The sequence below is a fragment of the Algorimicrobium bowmanii genome (assembly GCF_054031195.1).
Genome location: NZ_CM132929.1, coordinates 621354 through 645376 on the forward strand (window position 1 = coordinate 621354; position 24023 = coordinate 645376).

Here is a 24023-nt window from a genome sequence, read left to right on the forward strand (position 1 = left end):
AAAATAGCAGTAAAACTGAAGCCATCATGTTTTCATCTCTCTACTGCGTTTTTTTATCTCGCTCAAAAAATTCAGTAATCGTGTTAAAAATATAAAAAGTAAACTGCTTACAATTGATTAACTTTGTACTTTACAATACTTATGATAGAAAAAAAAGACATTTCGCTCGAACGTGCCGTTTTAATCGGTGTCGTTACTAAAAGTCAAAATGAAGAAGATTCTAAAGAATATTTAGATGAACTGGAGTTTTTAACTTTCACTGCTGGTGGAGAAGTTATAAAGCGTTTTACGCAAAAAATGGAAATGCCTAACCCTAAAACCTTTATTGGTACAGGGAAAATGGAGGAGGTGCGTCAGTTTATTGAAGATAACGCTATTGGAACAGCCATTTTTGATGATGAATTATCAGCAGCTCAGGAACGTAATATTAGTAAAATTTTAAACTGTAAGGTTTTAGATAGAACCAACTTAATACTAGATATTTTTGCTCAGCGTGCCCAAACAAGCTATGCTCGGACCCAAGTAGAATTAGCCCAGTGTGAATATTTATTGCCACGATTAAAAGGAATGTGGACACACCTGGAACGCCAAAAAGGTGGTATTGGTATGCGTGGACCTGGTGAAACTGAAATTGAAACGGATAGACGTATTGTTCGTGATAAAATAGCACTTCTTAAAAGTAAGATAAAAACTATTGATAAGCAGATGGCTGTGCAACGTGGTAACCGTGGTAAAATGGTTCGTGTAGCTCTTGTTGGCTATACCAATGTCGGTAAATCGACACTTATGAATACCATTAGTAAAAGTGATGTATTTGCCGAAAATAAGTTATTCGCAACCCTTGATACAACTGTTAGAAAAGTGGTTATTCAAAATTTACCATTCCTTTTAACCGATACAGTTGGATTTATTAGAAAACTACCAACACAGTTAGTTGAAAGTTTTAAAAGTACACTTGACGAGGTTCGTGAAGCCGATTTGTTATTACATGTTGTTGATATTTCACACCCTAATTTTGAAGATCATATAGAGTCTGTAAATAAGATTCTTGGAGAAATTGATAGTGCTGATAAAGAAACCATTATGGTTTTTAATAAAATTGATGCCTATACACCAGAACCTTATGATGAAACTGATTTAGAAGTAGAACGTACCGAAGCCCATTACTCATTAGAAGAATGGAAAAAAACATGGATGCATCGTGTAGGTAATAATGCCTTGTTTATTTCGGCATTAAACAAACAAAATATGGTTGAGTTTAAAAAACGTGTATACGATGAAGTTCGCGAAATACATGTAACCCGTTTCCCTTATAACCATTTTTTATATCCAGATTATGCCGAGGAGGAATAAAACCTATCAGTTCCTAATTTTTTAGCCCCTATGAATAGATTACAAAATTTTTTAAAAAAAGCTTGGGTAAAGTGGTTGCTTATTTTAGGGATTACGGGTGTTCTGAGTCTTGTTTTTTTATATGCTAGTATTTATTTTGGCTTGTTTGGTAAAGTTGCAACTCATGCCGAATTAGCCGAATTAAAGCAAGCCGAAGCTACTCAGGTTTTAGATCAGTCGGGTGAATTAATTGGCAAATATTATATATACGATAGGCAGCCGCTTACTTATACGCAGTTTCCAAAACACCTTATTGACGCTTTAGTTGCTACTGAGGATGTTCGATTTTATGAACATGATGGTATTGATAATGTAAGCTTATTGCGGGTATTCTTTAAGAGTTTGTTGTTACAGGATAAATCCGCAGGTGGCGGGAGTACCATAACATTACAATTAGCCAAAAACTTATATGGACGCAAAAACTATAAGTTTTTTAGCATGCTTATTAATAAGTTCAAAGAATCTATAGTTGCTCAGCGCATAGAAAATGTATATTCTAAAAAAGAAATTTTAACGCTTTATTTAAATACGGTTCCGTTTCCAGATAATACCTATGGTATTGAAAGTGCTTCACAAAAGTTTTTTAATAAATCGGCCATTCAATTAACCGTTGCTGAAGCCGCAACCCTAGTCGGAACCTTAAAGGCTACTAATTATTACAATCCCCGGAAATTTACCGAACGCAGTATGTCTAGACGTAATGTTGTTCTAGACCAGATGGAAAAATATAACTATCTAGGTTCTGAAGAAGTTGCTATTCATAAACAGGATTCTTTAATATTAGATTACCATTCCTTTAATCACGATTTAGGTCTGGCTCCCTATTTTAGAGCGCAAGTTAAGCAAGAGTTGGAACGCTTGTTAAAAACATATACAAAACCTAATGGCGAAGTTTATAACCTTTATAAAGATGGTTTGGTAGTTCACACAACCTTAAATGCTGCTATGCAAACTAAAGCTGAACAAGCTATGGCTGAACACCTTTTAAAATTGCAAGCAGCCTATGAAGCTTCTTATGGCAACCAAACTCCATGGGACACCAAAACTTCAGTTTTTAATAAAGCTATGCAAGCTTTGCCAGCGTATAAGCGTTTAAAAAAATCAGGGCTTTCTGAAGCTGCTATTAACGATTCGTTATCCGTTAAACATAAAATGGATGTATTTACTTGGCAAGGCGATTCTACACAGTTACTTTCAACAAAAGATAGTTTACAACATTATTTAAAACTATTAAATACAGGTATGTTAGCTATCCAACCTAAAACGGGTGCTATTCAAACATATATTGGAGGTATAGATTTTCGTTACTTTAAGTATGATCATGTTTCGCAGAGCGAACGTCAGGTAGGTTCTACATTTAAACCTTTTGTATATACTGCAGCTATAGAAAGTGGTATGGAACCATGTAAGTATTATTCCATAGATGCTGTTACCTATACCAATTATAAAAATTGGACTCCAACAAATGCAGGACAAAATCCTAATGCCAAAACAAATATTAATTATAATCTTGAAAAAGCCTTAAGTCATTCTGTGAACACTATTGCTGTAAAGGTTTTGAATGATGTTGGCATTTCAAAAGTACAGGAGCAAACCCAAAAGATGGGGATAACTAAAACATTACCATCTCAGCCGTCATTAGCTTTAGGAGTTGCCGAAATAAGTATCAAAGAGCTTATTGGGGCTTATGCTAGTTTTGTTAACAATAGTTATGGTGTTAAGCCTTATATGATTTCTAAAATTGAAGATAGAAATGGACATGTAATTGCGACTTTTGAACCTGAAATTTTAGAAGAACAAGCCTATAGTGATTATACGCGACAAGTTATGTTGGAAATGATGAAAGCTACTGTAAATTCTGGAACTGCTTCTCGTTTACGCGATTCGTATAAACTTAATAATGCTATTGCGGGTAAAACCGGTACTACACAAGATAATAAAGATGGATGGTTTGTAGCTATTACACCTAATTTGGTGAGTATTACTTGGGTTGGAAATGATAATTATAATATTGGTTTTAAAACAACTGGCTTAGGGCAAGGTGCTAATTCAGCTTTACCAATTTTTGCTAAGTTTTATGAGAAGTTAAATGCTGATAGTAACTTTAATATATATACTAAAAGTACGTTTGAAAAACCAAGTGAAGCCGTTTTAAAAGACTTAGATTGTAAGTTAGAAAAAGAAGATGGGTTCTTTAAAAGACTATTTAAAAGAAAGAAAAAAGTACAAACCTTTGGTGATAATTAAGTAGGTTGTCTTGATGGAAATAAAAAAGCCCCGACGTATTTATAATACCTCGGAGCTTTTATTATATAGTTATTACAGATGTTTAAAACGAGTAGCTTAAACCGAACGTAGTGTATACTTGTAAATCGTTATCTACGTTGTTAAAATCAGGTTGTGCTTCGGTAGTCGGTAAAGATGCTTCCCAATTGTTGAAAGCATAATTTAAGGCTTCTTGTTTGTTGTCTCTTAAACCAACTTCAAAACCTAAACCAATACCTTTCCATAACTTGTAACTAACGGCGTTAATCCAAGTCCAGTTAGATAAGTTTGAATCTTCATAACTCATAAAAGCAGATAAGTTAGAGCTAATACCTAAATCACCAAAAGAACGTGTATAGTTTGCAACCACTTTAGCACCTAATGATGAATCGAAAATAGCATCGTTATCAGCAAATACAAAATTATAGTTTAATGGGTGTACAACAACTACTAAATTATCTATAGGTGTCCAAGTTACACCAACCCCAACATCTAAGTAACCCGGGTCGTTAAAGTTGTTAATTAACGTTGTACGATATTCAGCTAATGTAGATGCTGCTAAATTTTTAGCAATTTTATAACCAAATAAAGACGTTACACTAAATACATCATTAGCTTCTTTAAAACTATCATCATCATTAGGGTCGTCTTTGTCATCAAATTTCACCCAACTTAAATTGATGTTTGCTGTGTTGTACCAAAAATATTTTTCACGGTCTAATTTAGCAAAAGGATTTACGGTCAGATTAATTGTTCCTGTACTGTTGTTAGGTGTTCCTTGTCCGTACCAATTGTTGAATTCAGAAAAGCTAGCACCTACTGTACCAAATGCACCAAATTTCCAACCTGGGAAGGCATCAATTTCACTTTGTAATGCATCAGCCTCTGCTTGTAGTGCATCTGCGGCAGCTTGTTTCTCAGCTTGTTCCGCTTTTAATTCTTCTTTTGTTTGCGAAAATGAAACTGTTGTAAGTAACATTGCGCCGATAATAAAAATTCTTTTCATGAACTTAAAATGTTAGTTTGTAATTAATAACATTGCAAAAATACTATTTTCTTTTAAATAATGGCACACTTGAGCAAGCTTCCCCAAACATTATAGATTTTGCAACAGGTTTCAGTTTGTCGGTCATTAGTAAATACGCATTTACAGGAACAGGTTTTTTTGAACACCCTTTAATAATTACGGGTTTATCCTGGTATTCTGATACGTCTAAATTGCTTATTATTTCTTGGTATAAAATAGTCTCTAATTGGTCTAGATTCCCCAATATTGTTTTTTTAGCTACCGACTCTAATGAGATGGTAATTAGCATATATGCCCAAGCCGGTACAATAGCATCGGTAGAACAATGTAAAGCAACATATGCATCTTGGTATTGCTGCCAGTCGTGTGCTTTTACGTAGTCTCTAAAATCTTTTTCACGCAAAACAATTCCCTCCATTAGCCAATCTTTTATATCAATTTGCTTTCGCGGACCTTTAGGGTAGTAATCTTCTAGGTCTAAGGTTGCTAACTTGCTGTTAGCGACGCGGTTAATTATTTCGTCTGCCATAGTATAAATATATATAATTATTGATAGCCTTCTGCCTGCATTTCAAACAACTCAGAATAGAGCGCTTTATTAGCCATCAGCTCTTGGTGGGTTCCTATTTCTAAAACCCTACCGGATTCTAATACTAAAATTCGATCGGCTTGTCTTACCGTGCTAAATCTATGAGAAATAATAATACTCGTTTTACCCTTGGTTAGTCCCATAAAGCGTTTAAAAACGGAGCTTTCTGCTTTAGCATCTAAAGCCGAAGTAGGTTCGTCAAGTATCATAACTTCGGCGTCTTTCATGTAGGCGCGCGCAAGTGCAACCTTTTGCCATTGCCCACCAGATAATTCTTGACCTTTGTAAAAACGTTTTCCTAACTGTTGATTATAACCTTGTTTTAGCTCCGAAACGACACCATCTGCTAGACTTAATTTGGCAGCATTTTCTATTTTTTGCTGATTATCTAATTCATCAATATTTCCAATGGCGATATTTTCACGTGCAGTAAATTCGTATTTGAAAAAATCCTGAAAAATAACCCCAAAAAATTTCTGATAACCCGATTTTTCAAATCGATTAATGTTTATGCCATCTAGAAGGATTTCTCCTGAGGTTGGTTCGTAAAAGCGTAATAAAAGCTTTGTTAATGTTGTTTTTCCAGCACCATTCTGCCCTACAAAAGCCATTTTTTCTCCTGCTGAAATATTAAAAGAAACTCCTTTTAATATTTCGGTATCGGAATCGGGATACGAGAAATGTACATCTCTAAATTCAAAGCCTGTTTTAATATGAGTTGGTACGGTATGGTCTTCACGGTGTTTTGGTGTTATAGAAATATCAATAAACTCAAAGTAGTCTTTTAGGTATAGGGCACTTTCTGTAATTCTAGTGAATTTAGAAAAGAAATCCTGAAGGTTTTTGGTAAGCCTATTAAAAGCTCCAGAAAGGAATGTTAATTCTCCTAAAGTTATGCTACCGGAAACTACTCTATAAATAATAAAAATATAAGCACCGTAATAACTTAATGTTCCTAATACATTAAATAAAAATCCTAAAGCCGAACGTTTTATAGCTAGCTTTTTATTCAATTCATAATAATCTTCTGAAAGCGATTTAAAGCGGTTAACTACAAAATCTGTTAGGCCAAATAATTTTATTTCTTTGGCTGTTTGATTATTTGCACCTATAAATCGTAAATAATCTAATTCACGGCGTTCGGCAGTCCAACCTCTAGCGAGTGAATATTGCTGTTGACTAAACCATATTTCGTTTACAAACGAAGGTATGATGCTCAGAATTAAGAGAATAATTAAATAAGGTTCAAAATATATAAGTCCCCCTATAAGGGTTGCAACAGATACTAAACTTTGTACTTCACCTAATACGTTCGACAATAAAGCAACACGACCGGCCGTTTGCGTTCGTGCGCGTTCTAATTTATCATAAAATTCAGAATCTTCTAAAAGACTGATATTTATCTGATTTGTTTTTTTTATGATTTTTACAGAAGAGTCAATGGAGTAGGCATCACCCAGTAAACTATCGGTAAGGGAAATAGCGCGACTCACCAAATCCGATAATACAATTAGTCCAAACTCGATACCAACGTAGGTCCAAATTTGAGTAAAATTGGCAGTTTCGACTGAAGTTTGAAGAATAATTTCATCAATCAGTAATTTTCCTACCCAAAGAATAATGACGGGTAAAACGGCTCCTATTAATCGGCAGGTAGCAGATAATAGGAAGCCTTTTTTGTTGGTTTCCCAAATTTCTTTAAAGAATCTGGGAATAAATATAAGGGCACTAAAAGATTTTTTTAAACTGGGTTTGTTTTGATCTTTAAGTGATTTTGGTGTTGGTCTTGGCATACCTCGGTTTTGTTATTAATACTGTACATGCAAGGTGGTTCTTGGCTTATGCTTATAAGCTAAGATGATGCCAAATGCATTACAGCATACCTAATTCTAATTTTGCTTCTTCACTCATAAGCTCTTGGCTCCATGGTGGATCGAATGTTATTTCTACTTCTGCCGATTTTACATTGTCGATAGATTTTATCTTTTCTTCAACTTCTAATGGTAAAGTTTCAGCAACGGGACAATTAGGTGTTGTTAATGTCATGAGTATTTTTACATCATAATCTTCATTTACAAAAACATCGTAAATTAAACCTAACTCGTATATATCAACAGGGATTTCTGGATCATAAATTGTTTTTATAACTCGAACAATTTGTTCTCCTAAAGCCGTGGTGTCTATTGTTTCGCTCATTTTTTTTCTATTTAATTTTAATTACAAGTAATTAAATTAATTAAGTTGTGTTTGATACGCAATTGCGTACATCTTTAATTGTTTAACCATGCTAACTAAACCGTTTGCACGTGTAGGTGATAAGTGGTCTTTTAAACCAATTGTATCAATAAAATCGGTATTAGCAGCCATAATATCTTTGGGTTCCTGATTGGAGAAAACACGGATAAGTATGGCTATAATGCCTTTTGTTATTATGGCATCACTATCAGCTGTAAATACAACGTGATTATCTTCCAGGTTGGCATGTACCCAAACTTTACTTTGGCAGCCTTTTATTAGGTTACTATCTGTTTTGTATTCAGGATTGATTAAAGGTAAAGATTTCCCTAAATCTATCATGTATTGATAGCGTTCTTCCCAGTCTTCAAACATAGAAAACTCGTCTATAATTTCGTCTTGTATGGCTTCAATGGTCATGGTTCTAATTTTATGCAAAAATACAATAAGTACAACAGCATTTCAACTAATTACTACTTTTCAGTAAGTGCTATTAATTCATTAATAATTCCTACGATTGATTCTGGTGGATTTCCATGATCAAAAGAAGGTGTTAAATATGTAGAGCCATTGTGGACAACACTTAATGAAGCTATAGGGGCGCCATCATGTTGAAAAGCCTTTGAAGGTGCTTCTAATACTTTTAACTCTTGTAAATTTAAAGCGTTAATCTTACTATCAAGTCGTGCTATTTCTTCGTCGCTTAATAGTTTTATAACAGGGTTTGAATCTTTAGATTTTTGATAAGCTAAACTCTTGTTTTGATATGTAATTACCATATAACTGCCACGAGAAATAGCTGTGTATTCCGTTTTGTAATCAGTTATTGTACTTTTTTTTGCAACCTTTTCTACTGGTATTTCTTTAGCTATAGTTAAGACAACAGCTCCTGAGTTATCAAGTAAACTAATTACCGTATCTGTTTGACTATATTGTTTGGTTTCTTTTAATGCTTTTAATATTTGTTGTTCCAAAGTGTTTATGGCTGGTGGACACATTTTTCGTGTGCTAGCCAAAGGACCAAACTCTAGTGCACTACCTTCTGACAGATAACTTCCTGAAAACTGATTGCAGCCTGAATTACCTGAAACCATTTTCTTTTCAATGTTAAATGTTATCTGTAATGGTGTATTTATTGGTGTATTTAAACCTATGGTTTTTAGTTGATAAGTCCCTACAAGTGGTGTTGGTTCGTTCATAGCTGTTGCTTCTTTGGCGTTGCCACAAGAAAGTATAAAAATACAGGTTACTAATAAGCTAATATATTTCATAATGATTGTTTTTATATACCATGCAAAAAGAAAGCCAAAATAATAATTTATGAATTATTATTTAATTGGTACTTCTGATTTTTCTATTGTCTTAATTAAACTATAGCTAATGTTATTAGCATCGGCAGGTACGTTTTTTAGCGTTTCTTTTAATACTTTTAATTTATAATAATATCCTGGTTTATAATTAAAGCCTTTAATATTACTATAGAAAAAAGTCCAATTTTCTGCTTCTGAGAATTTTATTTGTAAGCATTTCTGTGGAGCAACTCCTATGCAATCTACTTGTTGGTTATTCACATACATTATTTGGGAGTTTTCATTGTTTTTACATGAAAACAACAAGGTCAATACTAAGCCAATACCAAGTTTATGTAGAATCATAATGAGTTGATTATCCGAGCATCATTTTAGCTTTTTTCACACCCACAATTAAGGTATCAACTTCAGCTTTGGTATTGTAAAAGGCAAAAGATGCTCTTACAGTTCCAGGGATGTTAAAGAAATTCATAATAGGTTGTGCACAATGATGTCCTGTACGAACGGCAATACCCATTTTGTCTAAAAGTGTCCCAATATCATATGGATGAATACCGTCTAGGTTAAAGGATATCACAGATGTTTTTTGTTCAGCAGTGCCATAAATTGTGAGGCCTTCGATTTTTAGTAATTCTTGTGTGGCGTATTCCAATAGTTCTTGTTCATAATTTGCAATAGTATCAAAACCTATATGATTCATATAATCTATGGCTGCTCCAAAAGCAATACCGCCACAAATATTTGGAGTACCAGCCTCAAACTTATGTGGTAGGTCGGCATAAGTTGTTTTTTCAAAGGTAACTTCGGCTATCATTTCGCCGCCACCTTGGTAAGGTGGTAATTTTTTTAACCAAGCTTCCTTGCCATAAAGTAAACCTACGCCCGTTGGTCCACACATTTTATGTGCTGAAGCGACATAAAAATCAACATCTAATGCTTGCATATCTGCTTTTACATGCGGACAAGCTTGTGCGCCATCCACTAATACTGCAGCTTGTACCTTATGTGCTTTTGTAATAATTTCTTGTATTGGGTTGATTGTTCCTAATGCATTGGAAATATGATTTACAAAAACTAGTTTTGTGTTTTCAGATAGGAGTTCTTCGTAAGTTTCTAGAATCAGTTCACCTGCTGTATTCATAGGAATAACCTTTAAGGTTGCTCCTGTTTTTTCACATAACATTTGCCAAGGAACAATATTACTGTGATGCTCTAAGGCTGAAACAATAATTTCATCTCCTTTTTTTAATAATGAAGCAAATCCGTTAGCAACTAAATTAATACCGTGCGTTGTACCTGCAGTAAGTATTATCTCGTGAGCATGTTTGGCGTTGAAATGTTGCTGAATGGTATGTCTTGCAGCTTCATACTTATCTGTAGCTTCTTGACTTAATGTATGGACACCTCGGTGTATATTAGCGTTGTAGTTACTGTAATAATCTACAATTACATCTATAACCTGTTGTGGTGTTTGCGATGTTGCTGCATTGTCTAAATACACTAAGGGTTTGCCATTTACTTGTCTTTTAAGTATTGGAAAATCCTGTCTTATTTTTTCTACGTTGAACATAGCTTTGTTTTAAAAAAATAGCCCCGATAGGAGTGTCATCCTTTTTGCTTTTAATAGAAAGCAAAAAGATATAGCGGATAGCGGGAAATAGCTCCTAATAAATATAAGGAGTCCTAATTAAATAAGACTCCTTTTTATGTTTTTACTACAAATCAAAACCAATATTTACACCTAATTTATTGGCTATAATTTTGGTGATTCGTTGTTTTATTTCAGGAATTTTTACTGAACTTAATACGTTGTTACTAAAAGCAAACATAAGTAATGCTTTTGCTTCTTTTTCAGGGATACCTCTAGAACGCATATAAAACATAGCGCTCTCGTCTAGTTGACCAATAGTACAACCGTGAGAACATTTAACGTCGTCTGCAAAAATTTCTAATTGTGGTTTTGTGTTGATACTAGCTTTATCACTAACCAAAATGTTGTTATTGGCTTGAAAGGCATTTGTTTTTTGTGCCTCTTTATTAACTAATACTTTACCGTTAAAAACTCCAGTAGCATTATCTCCAAAAATACCTTTGTAATCTTGGTGGCTTTCGCAGTTAGGCTCAATATGGTGAACTAATGTATTATGATCTACATGTTGTTTATTGCCTATAATGGTAACACCTTTAAGGGTAGAGTCTATGCGCTCGCCATTTTGAAAGTAATTTAAGTTATTACGTGTTAATTTACCTCCGAATGAAAATGTATGTACCGAACTAAAACTTTCCTGTTTTTGATTGATAAAGGTATTATCAATTAAAGAGGCGTTTTCGTTATCATTTTGAATCTTATAATAGTCAACAATAGCGCGCTTGTTAGAATAAATTTCAGTAACACTATTGGTTAGTACCGGGTTGTCGGTTAAACTTTGATGACGTTCTATAATTTGTACATGAGAATTCTCGTCTACTACAATTAAATTACGAGGTTGTAACATTAATGCAGCTTCATTTCCGGTTGCAAAATGGATAATTTGAATTGGTTTTGCTACCAACTTGTTTTTTGGAATATGAATATAAGCACCTTCTTGAGCAAATGCAGTGTTTAACGAAGTAACACTATCTTTACTCGCTATTTTATTAAAATAGTTTTCTATAATTAAGCGGTACTTTGGTTTGTTTAATGCCGATGACATCAGGCAAACATCAATACCTTCATGTGTTGTTTCTGATAAATAAGATGAGTATTTACCATCCACAAAAACAATTTTATAAGTATCAATATCGTGAATGAAATATTTTTTTACATCTTGATATTCTAAGGCTTTTTCCTGTTTTGGGAATAAGCTATAGTCGTGTTTTAAAGCACCTTTTAAAGAGGTGTATTTCCAAGATTCATCTTTTTTGGTAGGAAATCCGTTAGACTCAAAAACTTTTATTGCTTCGCTTCTAATATCATGCACTGGCGAATCGATATCAATTCGATCTTCGAAAGCCATAAATGAGGATACTAATTTATCTTTTAATTCCATGTAATTCAATTTTCAGTTTTCTGTTGTGTTTTCTATTTATTAAAAACTAACAGCCAACTGTGTGCTATTTTATAATTTTAAAGGCTTGGTTTTATGGTGGTCAACTGAATGCCTATTCCCTGAGCAAACCAAGTAGAAAGTTTTAGGCGTCTACCTCTTCTTTAATCCAGTCATAGCCTTTTTCTTCAAGCTCATGAGCTAACTCCTTAGTTCCAGACTTAACTATACGTCCGTTATATAATACGTGTACAAAATCAGGAACGATATAATCTAATAAACGTTGGTAGTGTGTAATAACAATAACAGCGTTGTCTTTACTTTTTAGTTTGTTTACACCGTTAGCAACAATACGTAAAGCATCAATATCTAAACCAGAATCAGTTTCATCAAGAATAGCTAATTTTGGCTCCAACATAGCCATTTGAAATATTTCATTACGTTTTTTCTCACCACCAGAAAACCCTTCGTTTAATGAACGAGACAAGAATTTTCTGTCTATTTCTAACATTTCTGCTTTTTCACGAATTAGTTTTAACATGTCTTTAGCTGGCATGTCTTCAAGACCTTTAGATTTACGTGTTTCATTAATAGCTGTTTTAATGAAATTTGTAACAGAAACACCTGGAATTTCTACTGGGTATTGAAACGATAAGAATACTCCTTTATGAGCGCGTTCTTCAGCAGCTAATTCATCAATGTTTTCTTCTTCTAATAAGATAGAACCATCGGTTACTTCGTACTCTTCTTTTCCTGCAATTACAGAAGCTAGTGTGCTTTTTCCTGAGCCATTAGGCCCCATTATAGCGTGTACTTCACCTGGTTTAACTTCTAAGTTTATGCCTCTTAAAATGGCTTTGTCCTCAACACTTGCGTGTAAATTATTTATTTTTAACATGTTATTTGGATTCCAATTTTACTACATTATTGGTTTCAGGATTTGATGCTGAAACACTTACAATTTCTTTTATTTCAATACGAAAAGGCCAGCCTTCTTCGTTTTCTGGTTTTGGGATTACTTTACCTCTAACGGTAACAGTGGTATAGTCGGTAGCTTCTTTTTTGTAAGGTTCTGACATCTTACTAAGCTCCTGCATTTTATCATCTATTACAACGCCATAAACTTCTCGATTGGTTTGTAAAACAGCAGCATCTGCATAATAAACAAATTCCCCTTTTAATAGGGTTAGTTTATCGGTATTTGAGCTGTTGATATCTACCGTTTCCGATTTGGTAATTGTTTCTTCTGTTTTAGAATCGTTTTTACAAGCTGTAAATACAAGAGCTAAAATTAAAAGGATGGCTAGTTTTTTCATAAAAATGATGCTTAAAATGAATTTATAATTTTATCCTACAGAACCTTCTAAACTAATTTCTAATAGTTTTTGAGCTTCCACAGCAAACTCCATAGGTAGTTTGTTTAAAACTTCTTTACTAAAGCCATTTACAATAAGTGCGATAGCTTTTTCAGTATCGATACCACGTTGGTTACAATAGAATATTTGGTCTTCACCAATTTTACTCGTTGTAGCTTCGTGTTCTATAATGGCTGTTTTGTTATTCGCTTCAATGTAAGGGAAGGTATGCGCACCACACTCGTTACCCATCAGTAAACTATCGCACTGAGAAAAATTACGAGCATTTGTTGCACGCGGACTTATTTGTACCAATCCACGGTATGAGTTTTGCGATTTTCCTGCAGAAATACCTTTCGATATAATAGTCGATTTTGTGTTTTTACCTAAATGAATCATTTTGGTACCTGTATCTGCTTGCTGGAAATTATTGGTTACGGCAATTGAATAAAACTCACCTACCGAATTATCTCCTTTTAATACACAACTAGGATATTTCCAAGTTACTGCCGATCCTGTTTCTACTTGAGTCCATGATATTTTTGCGTTTTTCTCACATAAACCTCGTTTAGTAACAAAGTTAAAAACACCACCTTTTCCTTCAGCATTTCCTGGGTACCAGTTTTGAACTGTAGAATATTTTATTTCGGCATCATCCATGGCAATTAATTCTACCACAGCGGCGTGTAATTGGTTTTCATCACGACTAGGAGCTGTACAGCCTTCTAGGTAACTTACGTAGCTGCCTTCGTCTGCAATAACAAGCGTTCTTTCGAACTGTCCTGTTCCTGCTTGGTTAATTCTAAAATACGTTGATAATTCCATTGGACAACGTACACCTTTAGGGATATAACAAAAAGAACCATCACTAAATACAGCTGAGTTTAATGCAGCGTAAAAATTGTCTTTTTGAGGAACAACAGTACCTAAATGTTTTCTAACTAATTCTGGGTGCTCTTTGATAGCCTCAGAAATACTCATGAAAATAATACCTTTTTCACCTAATGTTTTCTTAAATGTTGTTGCTACCGATACAGAATCGACAACAACATCCATGGCTACACCAGCTAATTTCTTTTGCTCATCAATAGAGATACCTAATTTTTTAAAAGTATCTAATAATTCTGGGTCAACTTCGTCTAAACTATCATATTTAGGCTTGCTGTTTGGTGCCGAATAGTAAGAGATAGCTTGAAAATCAGGCTTCTTGTAATTTACATTAGCCCATTCTGGTTCTTCCATTTCTTGCCACACACGAAATGCTTGTAATCGCCACTCCGTCATCCATTCCGGTTCTTCTTTGCGTTTGGAAATAGCGCGAACAATATCTTCATTTAAACCATTAGGGAATGTATCAGATTCTATATCTGTATAGAAACCGTATTCATACTCTTTGGTTTTTAATTCTTCTCTTAAATCGTCTTCTGTATATTTACTCATATTCCGAGTTTATAATTTTAATCTAAGGTGTTTATCCTTAGAAGTGTATTCAAAATTTTAATGTTTTACAATGAAAAACTTTCACCGCATCCACAAGTTCTATTGGCATTTGGATTATTAAAAACAAAGCCTGTTCCGTTTAGACCACCAGAATATTCTAATGTGGTTCCAATTAAGTATAAAAAGCTTTTTTTGTCGATGATGATTTTTACACCATTATCTTCAAAAACTTTATCATCCTCTTCTTGGTCTTTATCAAACTTTAAGTCGTATGATAAGCCAGAGCAACCGCCACTTTTAACGCCAACACGAACATAGTCGGTAGCAACATTGTAGCCGTCCTCTGTCATTAACTCAACGACTTTCTTTTTTGCTGTTTCAGATACTTTTATCATATGCTTAATTAGCTTTACTCTAAATAGGTTGCAAATATACAATATAAGTCATGGATTACCATATAACCTTACATGATATTAATAGATAGATGTATAGAGAAAAGCTATGCTGCTTAAAGGGGCTTGTATGCTTGCGTTAACAGGCTTTTGTGATGTCTTTTTTATAAGACTATCTTATGTTTGTTCATTAGGTTTTGCTCCTGTTTTTGATTTGTTAAGAATTACTTGTTATACGCTCTAATATTATGCTACGTTATCATATCTAGTAATTAATTAGAATTTAATAGATTTACATACTTAAAAATAGAAGGAAGCTTCTTATTTTTGCACTATGATAGAAGATAAAAATCAACAACGGACACAACTTGATAGTTTAGGTGAATTTGCATTAATTGATCACTTAACATCACAATTTAAAATTACGCAAAAATCAACAGTAAAAGGTATTGGTGATGATGCGGCTGTTTTAGATTTCGACACTAAAGAGGTAGTAGTTACAACCGATTTATTAGTGGAAGGTGTGCATTTTGATTTGAGCTATATGCCTTTAAAACACTTAGGTTATAAGGCTGTAATGGTAAATTTATCGGATGTGTATGCTATGAATGCTATGGCTACACAAATAACGGTTTCAATAGCGGTTTCTAATAGATTTCCTTTGGAAGCCTTAGAAGAATTATATGCTGGTATACATACAGCTGCTGGCATTTATGATATTGATGTAGTAGGTGGAGATACAACATCGTCTACTTCTGGTTTACTGATTTCGGTAACAGCTCTTGGAGAAGTTGAGAAAGACCAAGCTGTATACAGAACAGGTGCAAAACCAAACGACTTATTAGTTGTTTCGGGTGATTTAGGTGGTGCTTATATGGGGCTACAAGTGTTAGAACGTGAAAAAGCCGTTTTCAAAGTTAACCCTAATAGTCAACCAGATTTAGATCCGTATACTTACATTGTAGAAAGACAGTTAAAGCCAGAGGCTAGAAAAGATATTGTTAGTTTATTGAAAGAGCTAGAAGTTAAGCCAACTGCTATGATTGATATTAGTGATGGTCTATCGTCTGAGGTTATTCACTTGTGTAAGAATAGTCAGGTAGGTTGTGATTTATATGAAGACAAAATACCATTAGACCCTCAAGTTATATCTACTTGTGAAGAGTTTGATATAGATAGTACCACAGTTGCTTTAAATGGGGGTGAAGATTATGAGTTGTTGTTCACTATTTCACAAGCCGATTTTCCTAAAATTCAGGCTAATCCTAATTTCAGTGTTATAGGTTTCATGCGTGAAGAAAGTGCAGGTATGCATTTGGTAACTCGTGCAGAAACAAAAATTCCATTAAAAGCACAAGGCTGGAAGAGTTTTAACGATTAAGTTAAAATTCGCCATGTTTCTTTTGTGTATTCTTTAGTGTTTAAACGCATGATACGATTGTTGTGAATGCGTTCCAATATGCTATTAATTTCGCGGTATTTTGGTGTAAGCTCCGATATGCCGCCATTTCCATTTGTGGTTGCTTGTTTTTTGCAGGTTTTACATTCGTATTCCTTAACGTGAAGCGTAACGTTTCTTGATACCCGAAAGTTGTGACCAAAAAGACTACAATAGAGTCCCGGTATGCGAGCAGGTTTAGTGTTGGTTGATTTCATGATTTAGATATTGGGTAGGTTAAATCTATCAAAAAAATCAATAAAGCCGATTAAAACACTAATTATTCGATGAAATGCATTATTTCTTGTAGGAAAATAGCTTCATTTTCAATATGACTCATGTGCCCATCTGGTAAAAGGGAAAATTCAGAATGAGTTTCTTCTGCTTCTGAAACGAGTTTTTTGTAAGGCATTACGGCGTCTTTCTGTCCTATTAAGAATAGTTTTGGGAAAGAGGCATTTTTTAAAACAAGGGTACGATCAGGTCTGACCTTCATGCCTTCAAGCGTAGCAATAATACCTTGTAAAGGAGTTTTTAAAGCTTCTTTTCTAACCTGTAGAATTTCATCTTTTAAAACTGCCTGATTTTTTATGGTAAATAAATTGGTGACTGCTAGTCTTACAAAAATCTCATGATTTTTTTTGACAGCTTGAATAGCGCGGTCTCTATTTTGTTTTCTTTCTGGACTATCTGCTTTAGAAGTTGAGTTTGCTAAGCATAGTTTTAAAACTTGAGAGGGGTATTTTTCAGCAAAAGCCAAAGCAACATATCCACCCATGGAATGACCGATGAAAATACTTTTAGAAATTTGTAATGTATGCAAAACCTTATGGACTACATTTGCCATGAGTTCCATGTTGTGAATGTAACCCAAGCACTCCGAATTGCCATGTCCTAATAAATCGATGCTTATTACGCGATGTGTCTCCGAAAGTAATGGGGTTATATTTTTCCACATGTTGCTGTTTTCTAAGAAACCATGAAGTAACACAATAGGAGTGCCTTGTCCTTGGTCGGTATAAAAAACAGAGGAACCGTTATAATCTAATATCATTTTTAAAGTATCTTGGACAAAGATACGGGAGTTTTCAATGCTACATAATTTTATATGGCGTTGTTTTTTTAATTAGAAGAATATGCAAATAACCAAACAAACTTTAGTTGTAGCCTTCGCTATGTTTTCTTTATTTTTTGGAGCAGGAAACTTAATTCTGCCGCCTTATCTAGGTGCTCAAACAGCAAATGGTTGGTATGTGGTAGCTTTTGGTTTTTTCTTGACAGCTATTTTGGTGCCTATTTTGGGTATTTATGCGCATGCCAAACTTCAAGGGACTATGTATGATTTTGGGAAGAAAGTGTCGCCTTTATTTAGTTCGGTTTATTGTATATTAATGTATGTTATTGCCATTGCCTTGCCAGCATCACGTACAGCTTCTGTAACTCATGAAATAGCAGTAGCTCCCTTTTTTAATTCTTCAGCTTTTTTAACGAGTTGTATTTATTTTGTACTTGTTTTCATTTTTGTAATAAATCGTTCTAAGTTATTAGATTTAATTGGTAAGTATTTAACACCTTTAATGGTGTTGTTGCTTTTAGTTATAATTTGTGTCGGTGTTTATTTAGGCGATTATCAGGGGAGTGTAACAGATTCGTATTCTCCGTTTTCTTTAATAACCACGGGTGCCCTTGAAGGTTATCAAACATTTGATGCTATTGCAGGTGTTATAGTTGGTGCTGTTATTATTGTGTCTTTACATAATCAGGGTGTTAAAGATTATTCAGAAACAAAGAAACTTATTACACAAGCTGGAATTATAGCAGGCTTTGGTTTGCTTGTAATATATGGAGGTCTAATAGCAAGTGGATATTTGTTACGTTCTAATTTTTCAACTGATGCTTCACGAACAGAGGTTTTAACAGATTTGAGTGTGCTAACTTTAGGTTCTGTGGGGTCGGTATTTTTAAGTGTACTTGTGGCTCTAGCCTGTTTTACCACGGCTGTTGGGATTATAACGGGAGCATCCGATTATGTTAGTAGTTTGTTTCATGGTTCTAAAAAAGCGTACATAATTACGGCTGCTATAGGATCTGCTATTGGTCTTTTTATTGGTGGAAATAATGTCGATTTTATAATAACTGTGGCTTTGCCGGTATTAATGTTTATATACCCATTAACTATAGTTCTAATTGTTTTACATGCACTGCCAGAGAAAATGAGTTCTGTTTTGGTTTTTAGATGGGTGGTGTTAGTGACATTTATCTTTAGTGTTCCTGATTTTTTAAAATTTATGGTTTCGGAAGATTATTTAACGTCAATCACGCAATATATTCCGTTGTCGTCTGTAAGTTTAGGGTGGGTGATTCCTGCTGTAATAACAACTATTTTGGTTAATTTATTAACTAAAAAAGCCTTGAAAAATTAAATTCTCAAGGCTTTCTGTGATTTTATTTTCTGAATGTATTAAGCGTTCATCAGGTCTTCTATTTCATCCGCTTCAATAGGTATGTTGCGCATTAAATTGTGAGGTGCCCCTGTTTCTTGAATAACCAAATCGTCTTCTAAACGGATACCAAAGCCTTCATTTGGAATGTAAATTCCAGGCTCTACAGTAAATACCATATTAGCCGTCATTGGTTCGTGTAATAAACCATAATCATGTGTGTCTAAGCCTATGTGGTGAGACGTTCCATGCATGAAGTATTTTTTATATGCTGGCCAATCAGGGTTTTCATTTTGAACGTCAGCTTTATCTAATAAGCCAAGTTTTAATAGTTCAGAGGTCATTAATTTTCCAACTTCTACGTGGTAGTCTGCCCAGATAGTTCCAGGAACAAGCATTTTTTCAGCCTCTTTTTTCACGTGATTTACTGCGTTGTAAACTTCTTTCTGACGTTTTGTAAACTTTCCAGAAACCGGAATAGTTCGCGTCATATCACTAGAGTAGTTTGCGTACTCAGCACCAACATCTAAAAGGATTAAATCTCCAGCTTTACATTCTTGGTTGTTTTCAATATAATGTAAAACATTGGCATTGTTACCAGAAGCAACAATAGGTGTGTAGGCAAAACCTTTTGAACGGTTTCTTAGAAATTCATGCATGAATTCTGCTTCAATTTCATATTCCATAACACCAGGTTCTACGAAATTCAAAATTCGTTTAAAACCTTTTTCGGTGATGTTGCAGGCTTGCTGCATGATGTCTAATTCTAAAGGGTCTTTTACAGAACGTAATCGTTGTAAAATAGGATTGCTTTTAGCAACGCTATGTGCCGGAAATTGCTCTCTAAGTTTTAAGTTAAAACGGTCTTCACGTGTTTGTGTTGCCGAGCTAGCGCGGTAGTGTTCGTTAGTATTAATGTATACTGTTTCGCATTGCGACATGATTTCTTTAAAGACTCTATCAAAATCTTGTAGCCAATAAACAGTTTTTATTCCAGCGGTTTTAAAAGCTTTTTCTTTAGTCAGCTTTTCACCTTCCCAAACAGCTATGTGGTCATTAGTTTCTGTTAAGAAAAGAATTTCACGATGTTTTGGGTTTGGACAGTCTGGAAAAAGAACTAGGATACTTTCTTCTTGATCAACACCACTTAGGAAAAAAATGTTTCGATCTTGTTGGAACGGTATGGTGCTGTCGGCACCTATAGGATAAACGTCATTAGAATTAAAAACAGCCAAACTGTTTGGCTTCATGTTAGCCATGAAGTTTTTACGGTTTTTAATAAATAACTGGTTGTTTATAGCGTGGTATTTCATAATAATAGTATTAATTTCTTCAAAATTACATATTTCGTAAGCCTTAAAGAAAATATCAGCTTACTTTTGGGAAATTTTAACAAGACCTATTTTAGGTTTTGTGGTTGTAAATGGTTCATGTGGAAATATTTACTTTTTACGTTAGTGGTGATTTTTAAATTTCAGATGTAAAATAAATATGTAATTCTGTTTAAATTCATTCTAAATATATAATAATACGGTTTTGGTTTTGCCTAAAACTGATTGGAAGTGTATATTTGCGAGAATAAATATTAAACTTCAACAATGAGCGGAATATTGAATTCTTCGATTGGAAGAAAATTTGCTATGGCACTTTCAGCACTCTTCCTAATGATTTTTTTACTACAGCATTTTGTTATTAACATGTTATCTGTAATAAACCCAGATACTTTTAATGAGGTTTCACACTTCATGGGTACGAATTGGTTAATACAGTATGTTATGCAACCGGTGTTAATTTTTGGTGTAATTTTCCATTTTGTTATGGGATTTGTATTAGAAATTAGAAACCGTAATGCTAGAAAAATTAGTTATGCAAAAAATAATGGTAACGCCAATTCATCATGGATGAGTAGAAATATGATTTGGAGTGGAGCTGCTATTTTAGCATTTATTGTGCTTCACTTTATCGATTTCTGGTTTCCAGAAATAAACACCAAATATATCCAAGGGGATATGTCTGGGCTTTTAGCCGATGGCGAAGGGTTTAGATATTATGAAGAACTGGTGCACAAATTTGTAAACCCATTACGCGTGGCTGCCTATTGTTTAGCTTTCGTGTTTCTAGCTTTACACTTACTGCACGGTTTTATGTCGGCTTTTCAATCGGTTGGCGCAAACAATAAATATACAAAAGGATTACAAGGTTTTGGTAAAGCATATGCTATTATAATTCCATTAGGATTTATATTTATTGCTGTTTTCCATTTTCTTAATCACTAAAAAACATATCTAATATGGCTTTAGATTCAAAAATACCAAAAGGCCCACTTAAAGATAAGTGGACTAACCATAAAAATTCAATTAACTTGGTTAACCCTGCCAATAAGCGTTTAATAGACGTTATTGTTGTTGGTACAGGTTTAGCTGGTGGTTCTGCAGCAGCAACGTTAGCAGAATTAGGTTATAATGTAAAAGCATTTTGTTTTCAAGATTCTGCCCGTCGTGCGCACTCTATTGCGGCTCAAGGGGGGATTAACGCTGCTAAAAATTATCAAGGTGATGGTGATTCAACTTACCGTTTATTTTATGATACTGTAAAAGGTGGTGATTACCGTTCTCGTGAAGCTAACGTTTATCGTTTAGCTGAGGTTTCTGCTAATATTATTGACCAATGTGTAGCGCAAGGTGTTCCTTTTGCTCGTGAATATGGTGGATTATTAGATAACCGTTCTTTTGGAGGGGTATTAGTTTCTAGAACATTTTATGCAGCAGGACAAACAGGACAGCAACTATTATTAGGTGCTTATTCGGCATTAAACCGCCAAATAGGTCGTGGTAAAGTTAAAATGTATAGTCGCCATGAAATGCTAGACGTCGTTATTGTTGATGGAAAAGCACGTGGTATTATTGCTCGTAACTTGGTTACAGGTGAAATAGAACGTCATTCTGCACATGCTGTAGTTCTTGGAACAGGTGGATACGGAAACGTATTTTTCCTATCTACAAATGCTATGGGTAGTAACGTAACAGCAGCATGGAAGGCTCACAAACGTGGAGCTTACTTTGCTAATCCGTGTTATACACAAATTCACCCGACATGTATTCCTGTATCAGGTGATCATCAATCAAAATTAACCCTAATGTCAGAGTCATTGCGTAATGATGGACGTATTTGGGTTCCAAAACATAAAAAAGACGTTGAAGCTATTCGCGCAGGAAAATTAAAGCCTGTTGATTTAGCTGAAGAAGATCGTGATTATTACTTAGAGCGTCGTTACCCTGCTTTTGGTAACTTAGTACCTCGTGATGTTGCATCGCGTGCAGCTAAAGAGCGTTGTGATGCCGGTTATGGTGTTAATGCTACTGGTGAAGCAGTTTACTTAGATTTCGCTTCTGCATTTATGCGTTATGGTAAAGAGCAAGCTCACGTAAAAGGTTTAAATGAAAGCGACGAAGCACTAGTTAGAAAATTAGGGCAAGAAGTTGTGAAAAATAAGTATGGTAACTTATTCCAGATGTATGAGAAAATTGTAGATCAGAATCCATACGAAACACCTATGATGATTTACCCAGCAGTACATTATACTATGGGAGGTATTTGGGTAGATTATAACCTACAAACTACAGTTCCTGGATTATATGCTATTGGAGAAGCTAACTTCTCTGATCATGGTGCTAACAGACTTGGTGCTTCTGCATTAATGCAAGGATTAGCTGATGGTTATTTTGTATTACCGTATACAATAGGGGATTATTTATCTCATGATATTAGAACAGGTGCAATACCTACCGATTCTGCAGCCTTTGATGAAGCAGAAAAGAATGTTCGTGATAATATTGAACACTTAATAAACAACAACGGAACACATTCTGTTGATCATTTCCATAAGCGTTTAGGGAAAATTATGTGGAACAAGTGTGGTATGGCTCGTAACGAAGCCGATTTAAAATCCGCAATTACTGAAATAGCAGAACTTCGTAAGGAGTTTTGGAAAGATGTTCGCGTTCCTGGTACTAATGATGAATATAACGAAGAGTTAGCTAAAGCATTACGTGTAGCTGATTACTTAGAACTAGGTGAATTATTTGCTAAAGATGCTTTACTACGTGAAGAGTCTGCTGGTGGTCACTTTAGAGAAGAGTATCAAACAGGTGAAGGTGAAGCACAACGTAGAAAAGAATTCCAATACGTAGCAGCTTGGGAGTATAAAGGTGAACCAAAAGATGCTGTATTGCATAAAGAAGATTTGGTTTACGAAAATATTGAAGTGAAAGAAAGAAGTTATAAATAATAAGGAAAGCTATGAATTTAACGTTAAAAATATGGCGTCAAAAAAACGCTAACGATAAAGGAAAATTGGTTGAGTATCCCGTAAGTGATATTTCTCCAGATATGTCTTTCCTAGAAATGTTAGACGTATTAAACGAGGATTTAGTTAGTAAAAATGAAGAGCCGGTAGCTTTCGATCACGATTGTCGTGAAGGAATTTGCGGTATGTGTTCTTTATATATTAACGGAGAAGCTCACGGACCAGATCGTGGTGTTACTACATGTCAGTTACACATGCGTATGTTTAAAGATGGTGATACGATCTTTATCGAACCATTTAGAGCAGCTGCATTCCCTGTTGTAAAAGATTTAATAGTTGATAGAGGAGCTTTTGATCGTATCCAGCATGCTGGTGGATTTATCTCTGTTAATACCTCAGGAAACACTATTGATGCTAATGCAATACCAGTAAATAAACATGATGCAGATGATGCCTTTAGTGCAGCAACTTGTATTGGTTGTGGTGCTTGTGTAGCGAGTTGTAAAAACTCATCAGCAATGTTATTTGTTGGTGCTAAAGTATCACAATTTGCACTTTTACCTCAAGGTAAAGTAGAAGCAACTGATCGTGTTTTAAATATGGTTAAGCAAATGGACGAAGAAGGTTTTGGTAATTGTACCAATACTGGTGCCTGTGAGGTTGAATGTCCAAAAGGTATTTCATTAGAAAATATTGCCCGTATGAACCGCGAATATTTAAAAGCGAGTTTTAAAGGTTAATTATTTTTAAAATAAACTATAACTATCCCAAGTGTAAGCTTGGGATTTTTTTGTTTCTTTATATTAT

General features: G+C 34.5%; 23 protein-coding genes. 7 read left to right on the forward strand and 16 right to left on the reverse strand.

Going from position 1 to position 24023, the window contains the following annotated elements; translation table 11 throughout:
- The first annotated feature begins 141 nt into the window (after positions 1-141).
- Both hflX and ACW5R3_RS02670 read left to right on the forward strand, forming a co-directional pair.
- Complete coding sequence (gene hflX / locus ACW5R3_RS02665) at positions 142-1353, forward strand: GTPase HflX (RefSeq protein ID WP_456578078.1); 1212 nt, start codon at positions 142-144, stop codon at positions 1351-1353.
- A 30-nt stretch (positions 1354-1383) separates the two neighbouring features.
- The gene (locus ACW5R3_RS02670; RefSeq protein WP_456578079.1) at positions 1384-3639 is read left to right on the forward strand and encodes a transglycosylase domain-containing protein; all 2256 of its coding nucleotides are present in this window, start codon (positions 1384-1386) and stop codon (positions 3637-3639) included.
- A gap of 82 nt (positions 3640-3721) precedes the next feature.
- Here ACW5R3_RS02670 and ACW5R3_RS02675 read toward each other — a convergent pair whose 3' ends face one another.
- The 13 genes from ACW5R3_RS02675 to ACW5R3_RS02735 form a co-directional block, all read right to left on the reverse strand.
- A complete protein-coding gene (locus ACW5R3_RS02675) occupies positions 3722-4663 on the reverse strand; it encodes a DUF3078 domain-containing protein (protein WP_456578080.1) in 942 nt (313 codons plus the stop codon).
- Between the two features lie 43 nt (positions 4664-4706).
- The gene (locus ACW5R3_RS02680) at positions 4707-5213 is read right to left on the reverse strand and encodes a DUF2480 family protein (RefSeq protein ID WP_456578081.1); all 507 of its coding nucleotides are present in this window, start codon (positions 5211-5213) and stop codon (positions 4707-4709) included.
- A 17-nt stretch (positions 5214-5230) separates the two neighbouring features.
- Positions 5231-7066 carry an ABC transporter ATP-binding protein gene (locus tag ACW5R3_RS02685; protein ID WP_456578082.1) on the reverse strand — a complete coding sequence of 612 codons (1836 nt, stop codon included), beginning with the start codon at positions 7064-7066 and terminating at the stop codon, positions 5231-5233.
- A 79-nt stretch (positions 7067-7145) separates the two neighbouring features.
- Positions 7146-7469: an SUF system Fe-S cluster assembly protein gene (locus ACW5R3_RS02690; RefSeq protein WP_456578083.1), complete on the reverse strand. Its 324-nt coding sequence runs from the start codon at positions 7467-7469 to the stop codon at positions 7146-7148.
- Positions 7470-7505: 36 nt separating this feature from the next.
- Positions 7506-7928 (reverse strand): SufE family protein, encoded by a 423-nt coding sequence (locus ACW5R3_RS02695; RefSeq protein ID WP_456578084.1) that lies wholly within the window; start codon positions 7926-7928, stop codon positions 7506-7508.
- 53 nt (positions 7929-7981) lie between these two features.
- Positions 7982-8779, reverse strand: a complete 798-nt coding sequence (locus tag ACW5R3_RS02700; RefSeq protein ID WP_456578085.1) for an META domain-containing protein — start codon at positions 8777-8779, stop codon at positions 7982-7984.
- 57 nt (positions 8780-8836) lie between these two features.
- A complete protein-coding gene (locus ACW5R3_RS02705; protein WP_456578086.1) occupies positions 8837-9163 on the reverse strand; it encodes a DUF4377 domain-containing protein in 327 nt (108 codons plus the stop codon).
- A gap of 10 nt (positions 9164-9173) precedes the next feature.
- A complete protein-coding gene (locus tag ACW5R3_RS02710; RefSeq protein ID WP_456578087.1) occupies positions 9174-10388 on the reverse strand; it encodes an aminotransferase class V-fold PLP-dependent enzyme in 1215 nt (404 codons plus the stop codon).
- 145 nt (positions 10389-10533) lie between these two features.
- A complete protein-coding gene (gene sufD / locus ACW5R3_RS02715) occupies positions 10534-11847 on the reverse strand; it encodes a Fe-S cluster assembly protein SufD (protein ID WP_456578088.1) in 1314 nt (437 codons plus the stop codon).
- Between the two features lie 142 nt (positions 11848-11989).
- Entirely contained in the window at positions 11990-12742 is a 753-nt protein-coding gene (gene sufC, locus ACW5R3_RS02720; protein WP_456578089.1) for a Fe-S cluster assembly ATPase SufC, read from the reverse strand.
- Between the two features lies 1 nt (position 12743).
- Positions 12744-13160 (reverse strand): hypothetical protein, encoded by a 417-nt coding sequence (locus tag ACW5R3_RS02725; protein WP_456578090.1) that lies wholly within the window; start codon positions 13158-13160, stop codon positions 12744-12746.
- A 30-nt stretch (positions 13161-13190) separates the two neighbouring features.
- Positions 13191-14639, reverse strand: coding sequence for a Fe-S cluster assembly protein SufB (gene sufB / locus ACW5R3_RS02730; protein WP_456578091.1), 1449 nt, complete (start codon positions 14637-14639; stop codon positions 13191-13193).
- 65 nt (positions 14640-14704) lie between these two features.
- On the reverse strand, positions 14705-15034 hold the full coding sequence (locus ACW5R3_RS02735; protein ID WP_456578092.1) for a HesB/IscA family protein: 330 nt from the start codon (positions 15032-15034) through the stop codon (positions 14705-14707).
- A 331-nt stretch (positions 15035-15365) separates the two neighbouring features.
- Here ACW5R3_RS02735 and thiL point away from each other — a divergent pair, with 331 nt between their 5' ends.
- Positions 15366-16412: a thiamine-phosphate kinase gene (gene thiL / locus ACW5R3_RS02740; protein WP_456578093.1), complete on the forward strand. Its 1047-nt coding sequence runs from the start codon at positions 15366-15368 to the stop codon at positions 16410-16412.
- Here the strand turns inward: thiL and ACW5R3_RS02745 are convergent.
- Both ACW5R3_RS02745 and ACW5R3_RS02750 read right to left on the reverse strand, forming a co-directional pair.
- Positions 16409-16687, reverse strand: coding sequence for a hypothetical protein (locus ACW5R3_RS02745; protein WP_456578094.1), 279 nt, complete (start codon positions 16685-16687; stop codon positions 16409-16411). The two genes, thiL and ACW5R3_RS02745, sit on opposite strands and share 4 nt — an antisense overlap.
- A gap of 62 nt (positions 16688-16749) precedes the next feature.
- Positions 16750-17523: an alpha/beta fold hydrolase gene (locus ACW5R3_RS02750; RefSeq protein WP_456578095.1), complete on the reverse strand. Its 774-nt coding sequence runs from the start codon at positions 17521-17523 to the stop codon at positions 16750-16752.
- An 82-nt stretch (positions 17524-17605) separates the two neighbouring features.
- Here ACW5R3_RS02750 and brnQ point away from each other — a divergent pair, with 82 nt between their 5' ends.
- Positions 17606-18892: a branched-chain amino acid transport system II carrier protein gene (brnQ, locus tag ACW5R3_RS02755; protein WP_456578096.1), complete on the forward strand. Its 1287-nt coding sequence runs from the start codon at positions 17606-17608 to the stop codon at positions 18890-18892.
- A 38-nt stretch (positions 18893-18930) separates the two neighbouring features.
- Here the strand turns inward: brnQ and ACW5R3_RS02760 are convergent, their stop codons facing one another.
- Complete coding sequence (locus tag ACW5R3_RS02760) at positions 18931-20223, reverse strand: aminopeptidase P N-terminal domain-containing protein (protein WP_456578097.1); 1293 nt, start codon at positions 20221-20223, stop codon at positions 18931-18933.
- 285 nt (positions 20224-20508) lie between these two features.
- Between ACW5R3_RS02760 and ACW5R3_RS02765 the strand changes: the two genes are divergently transcribed.
- Genes ACW5R3_RS02765 through ACW5R3_RS02775 form a run of 3 tightly spaced genes read left to right on the forward strand, consistent with a single transcriptional unit; the run spans position 20509 to position 23956 of the window.
- Complete coding sequence (locus ACW5R3_RS02765; RefSeq protein ID WP_456578098.1) at positions 20509-21186, forward strand: succinate dehydrogenase cytochrome b subunit; 678 nt, start codon at positions 20509-20511, stop codon at positions 21184-21186.
- Positions 21187-21200: 14 nt separating this feature from the next.
- Entirely contained in the window at positions 21201-23198 is a 1998-nt protein-coding gene (locus ACW5R3_RS02770; RefSeq protein WP_456578099.1) for a fumarate reductase/succinate dehydrogenase flavoprotein subunit, read from the forward strand.
- A gap of 11 nt (positions 23199-23209) precedes the next feature.
- Positions 23210-23956 carry a succinate dehydrogenase/fumarate reductase iron-sulfur subunit gene (locus ACW5R3_RS02775; protein WP_456578100.1) on the forward strand — a complete coding sequence of 249 codons (747 nt, stop codon included), beginning with the start codon at positions 23210-23212 and terminating at the stop codon, positions 23954-23956.
- Positions 23957-24023: the final 67 nt, after the last annotated feature.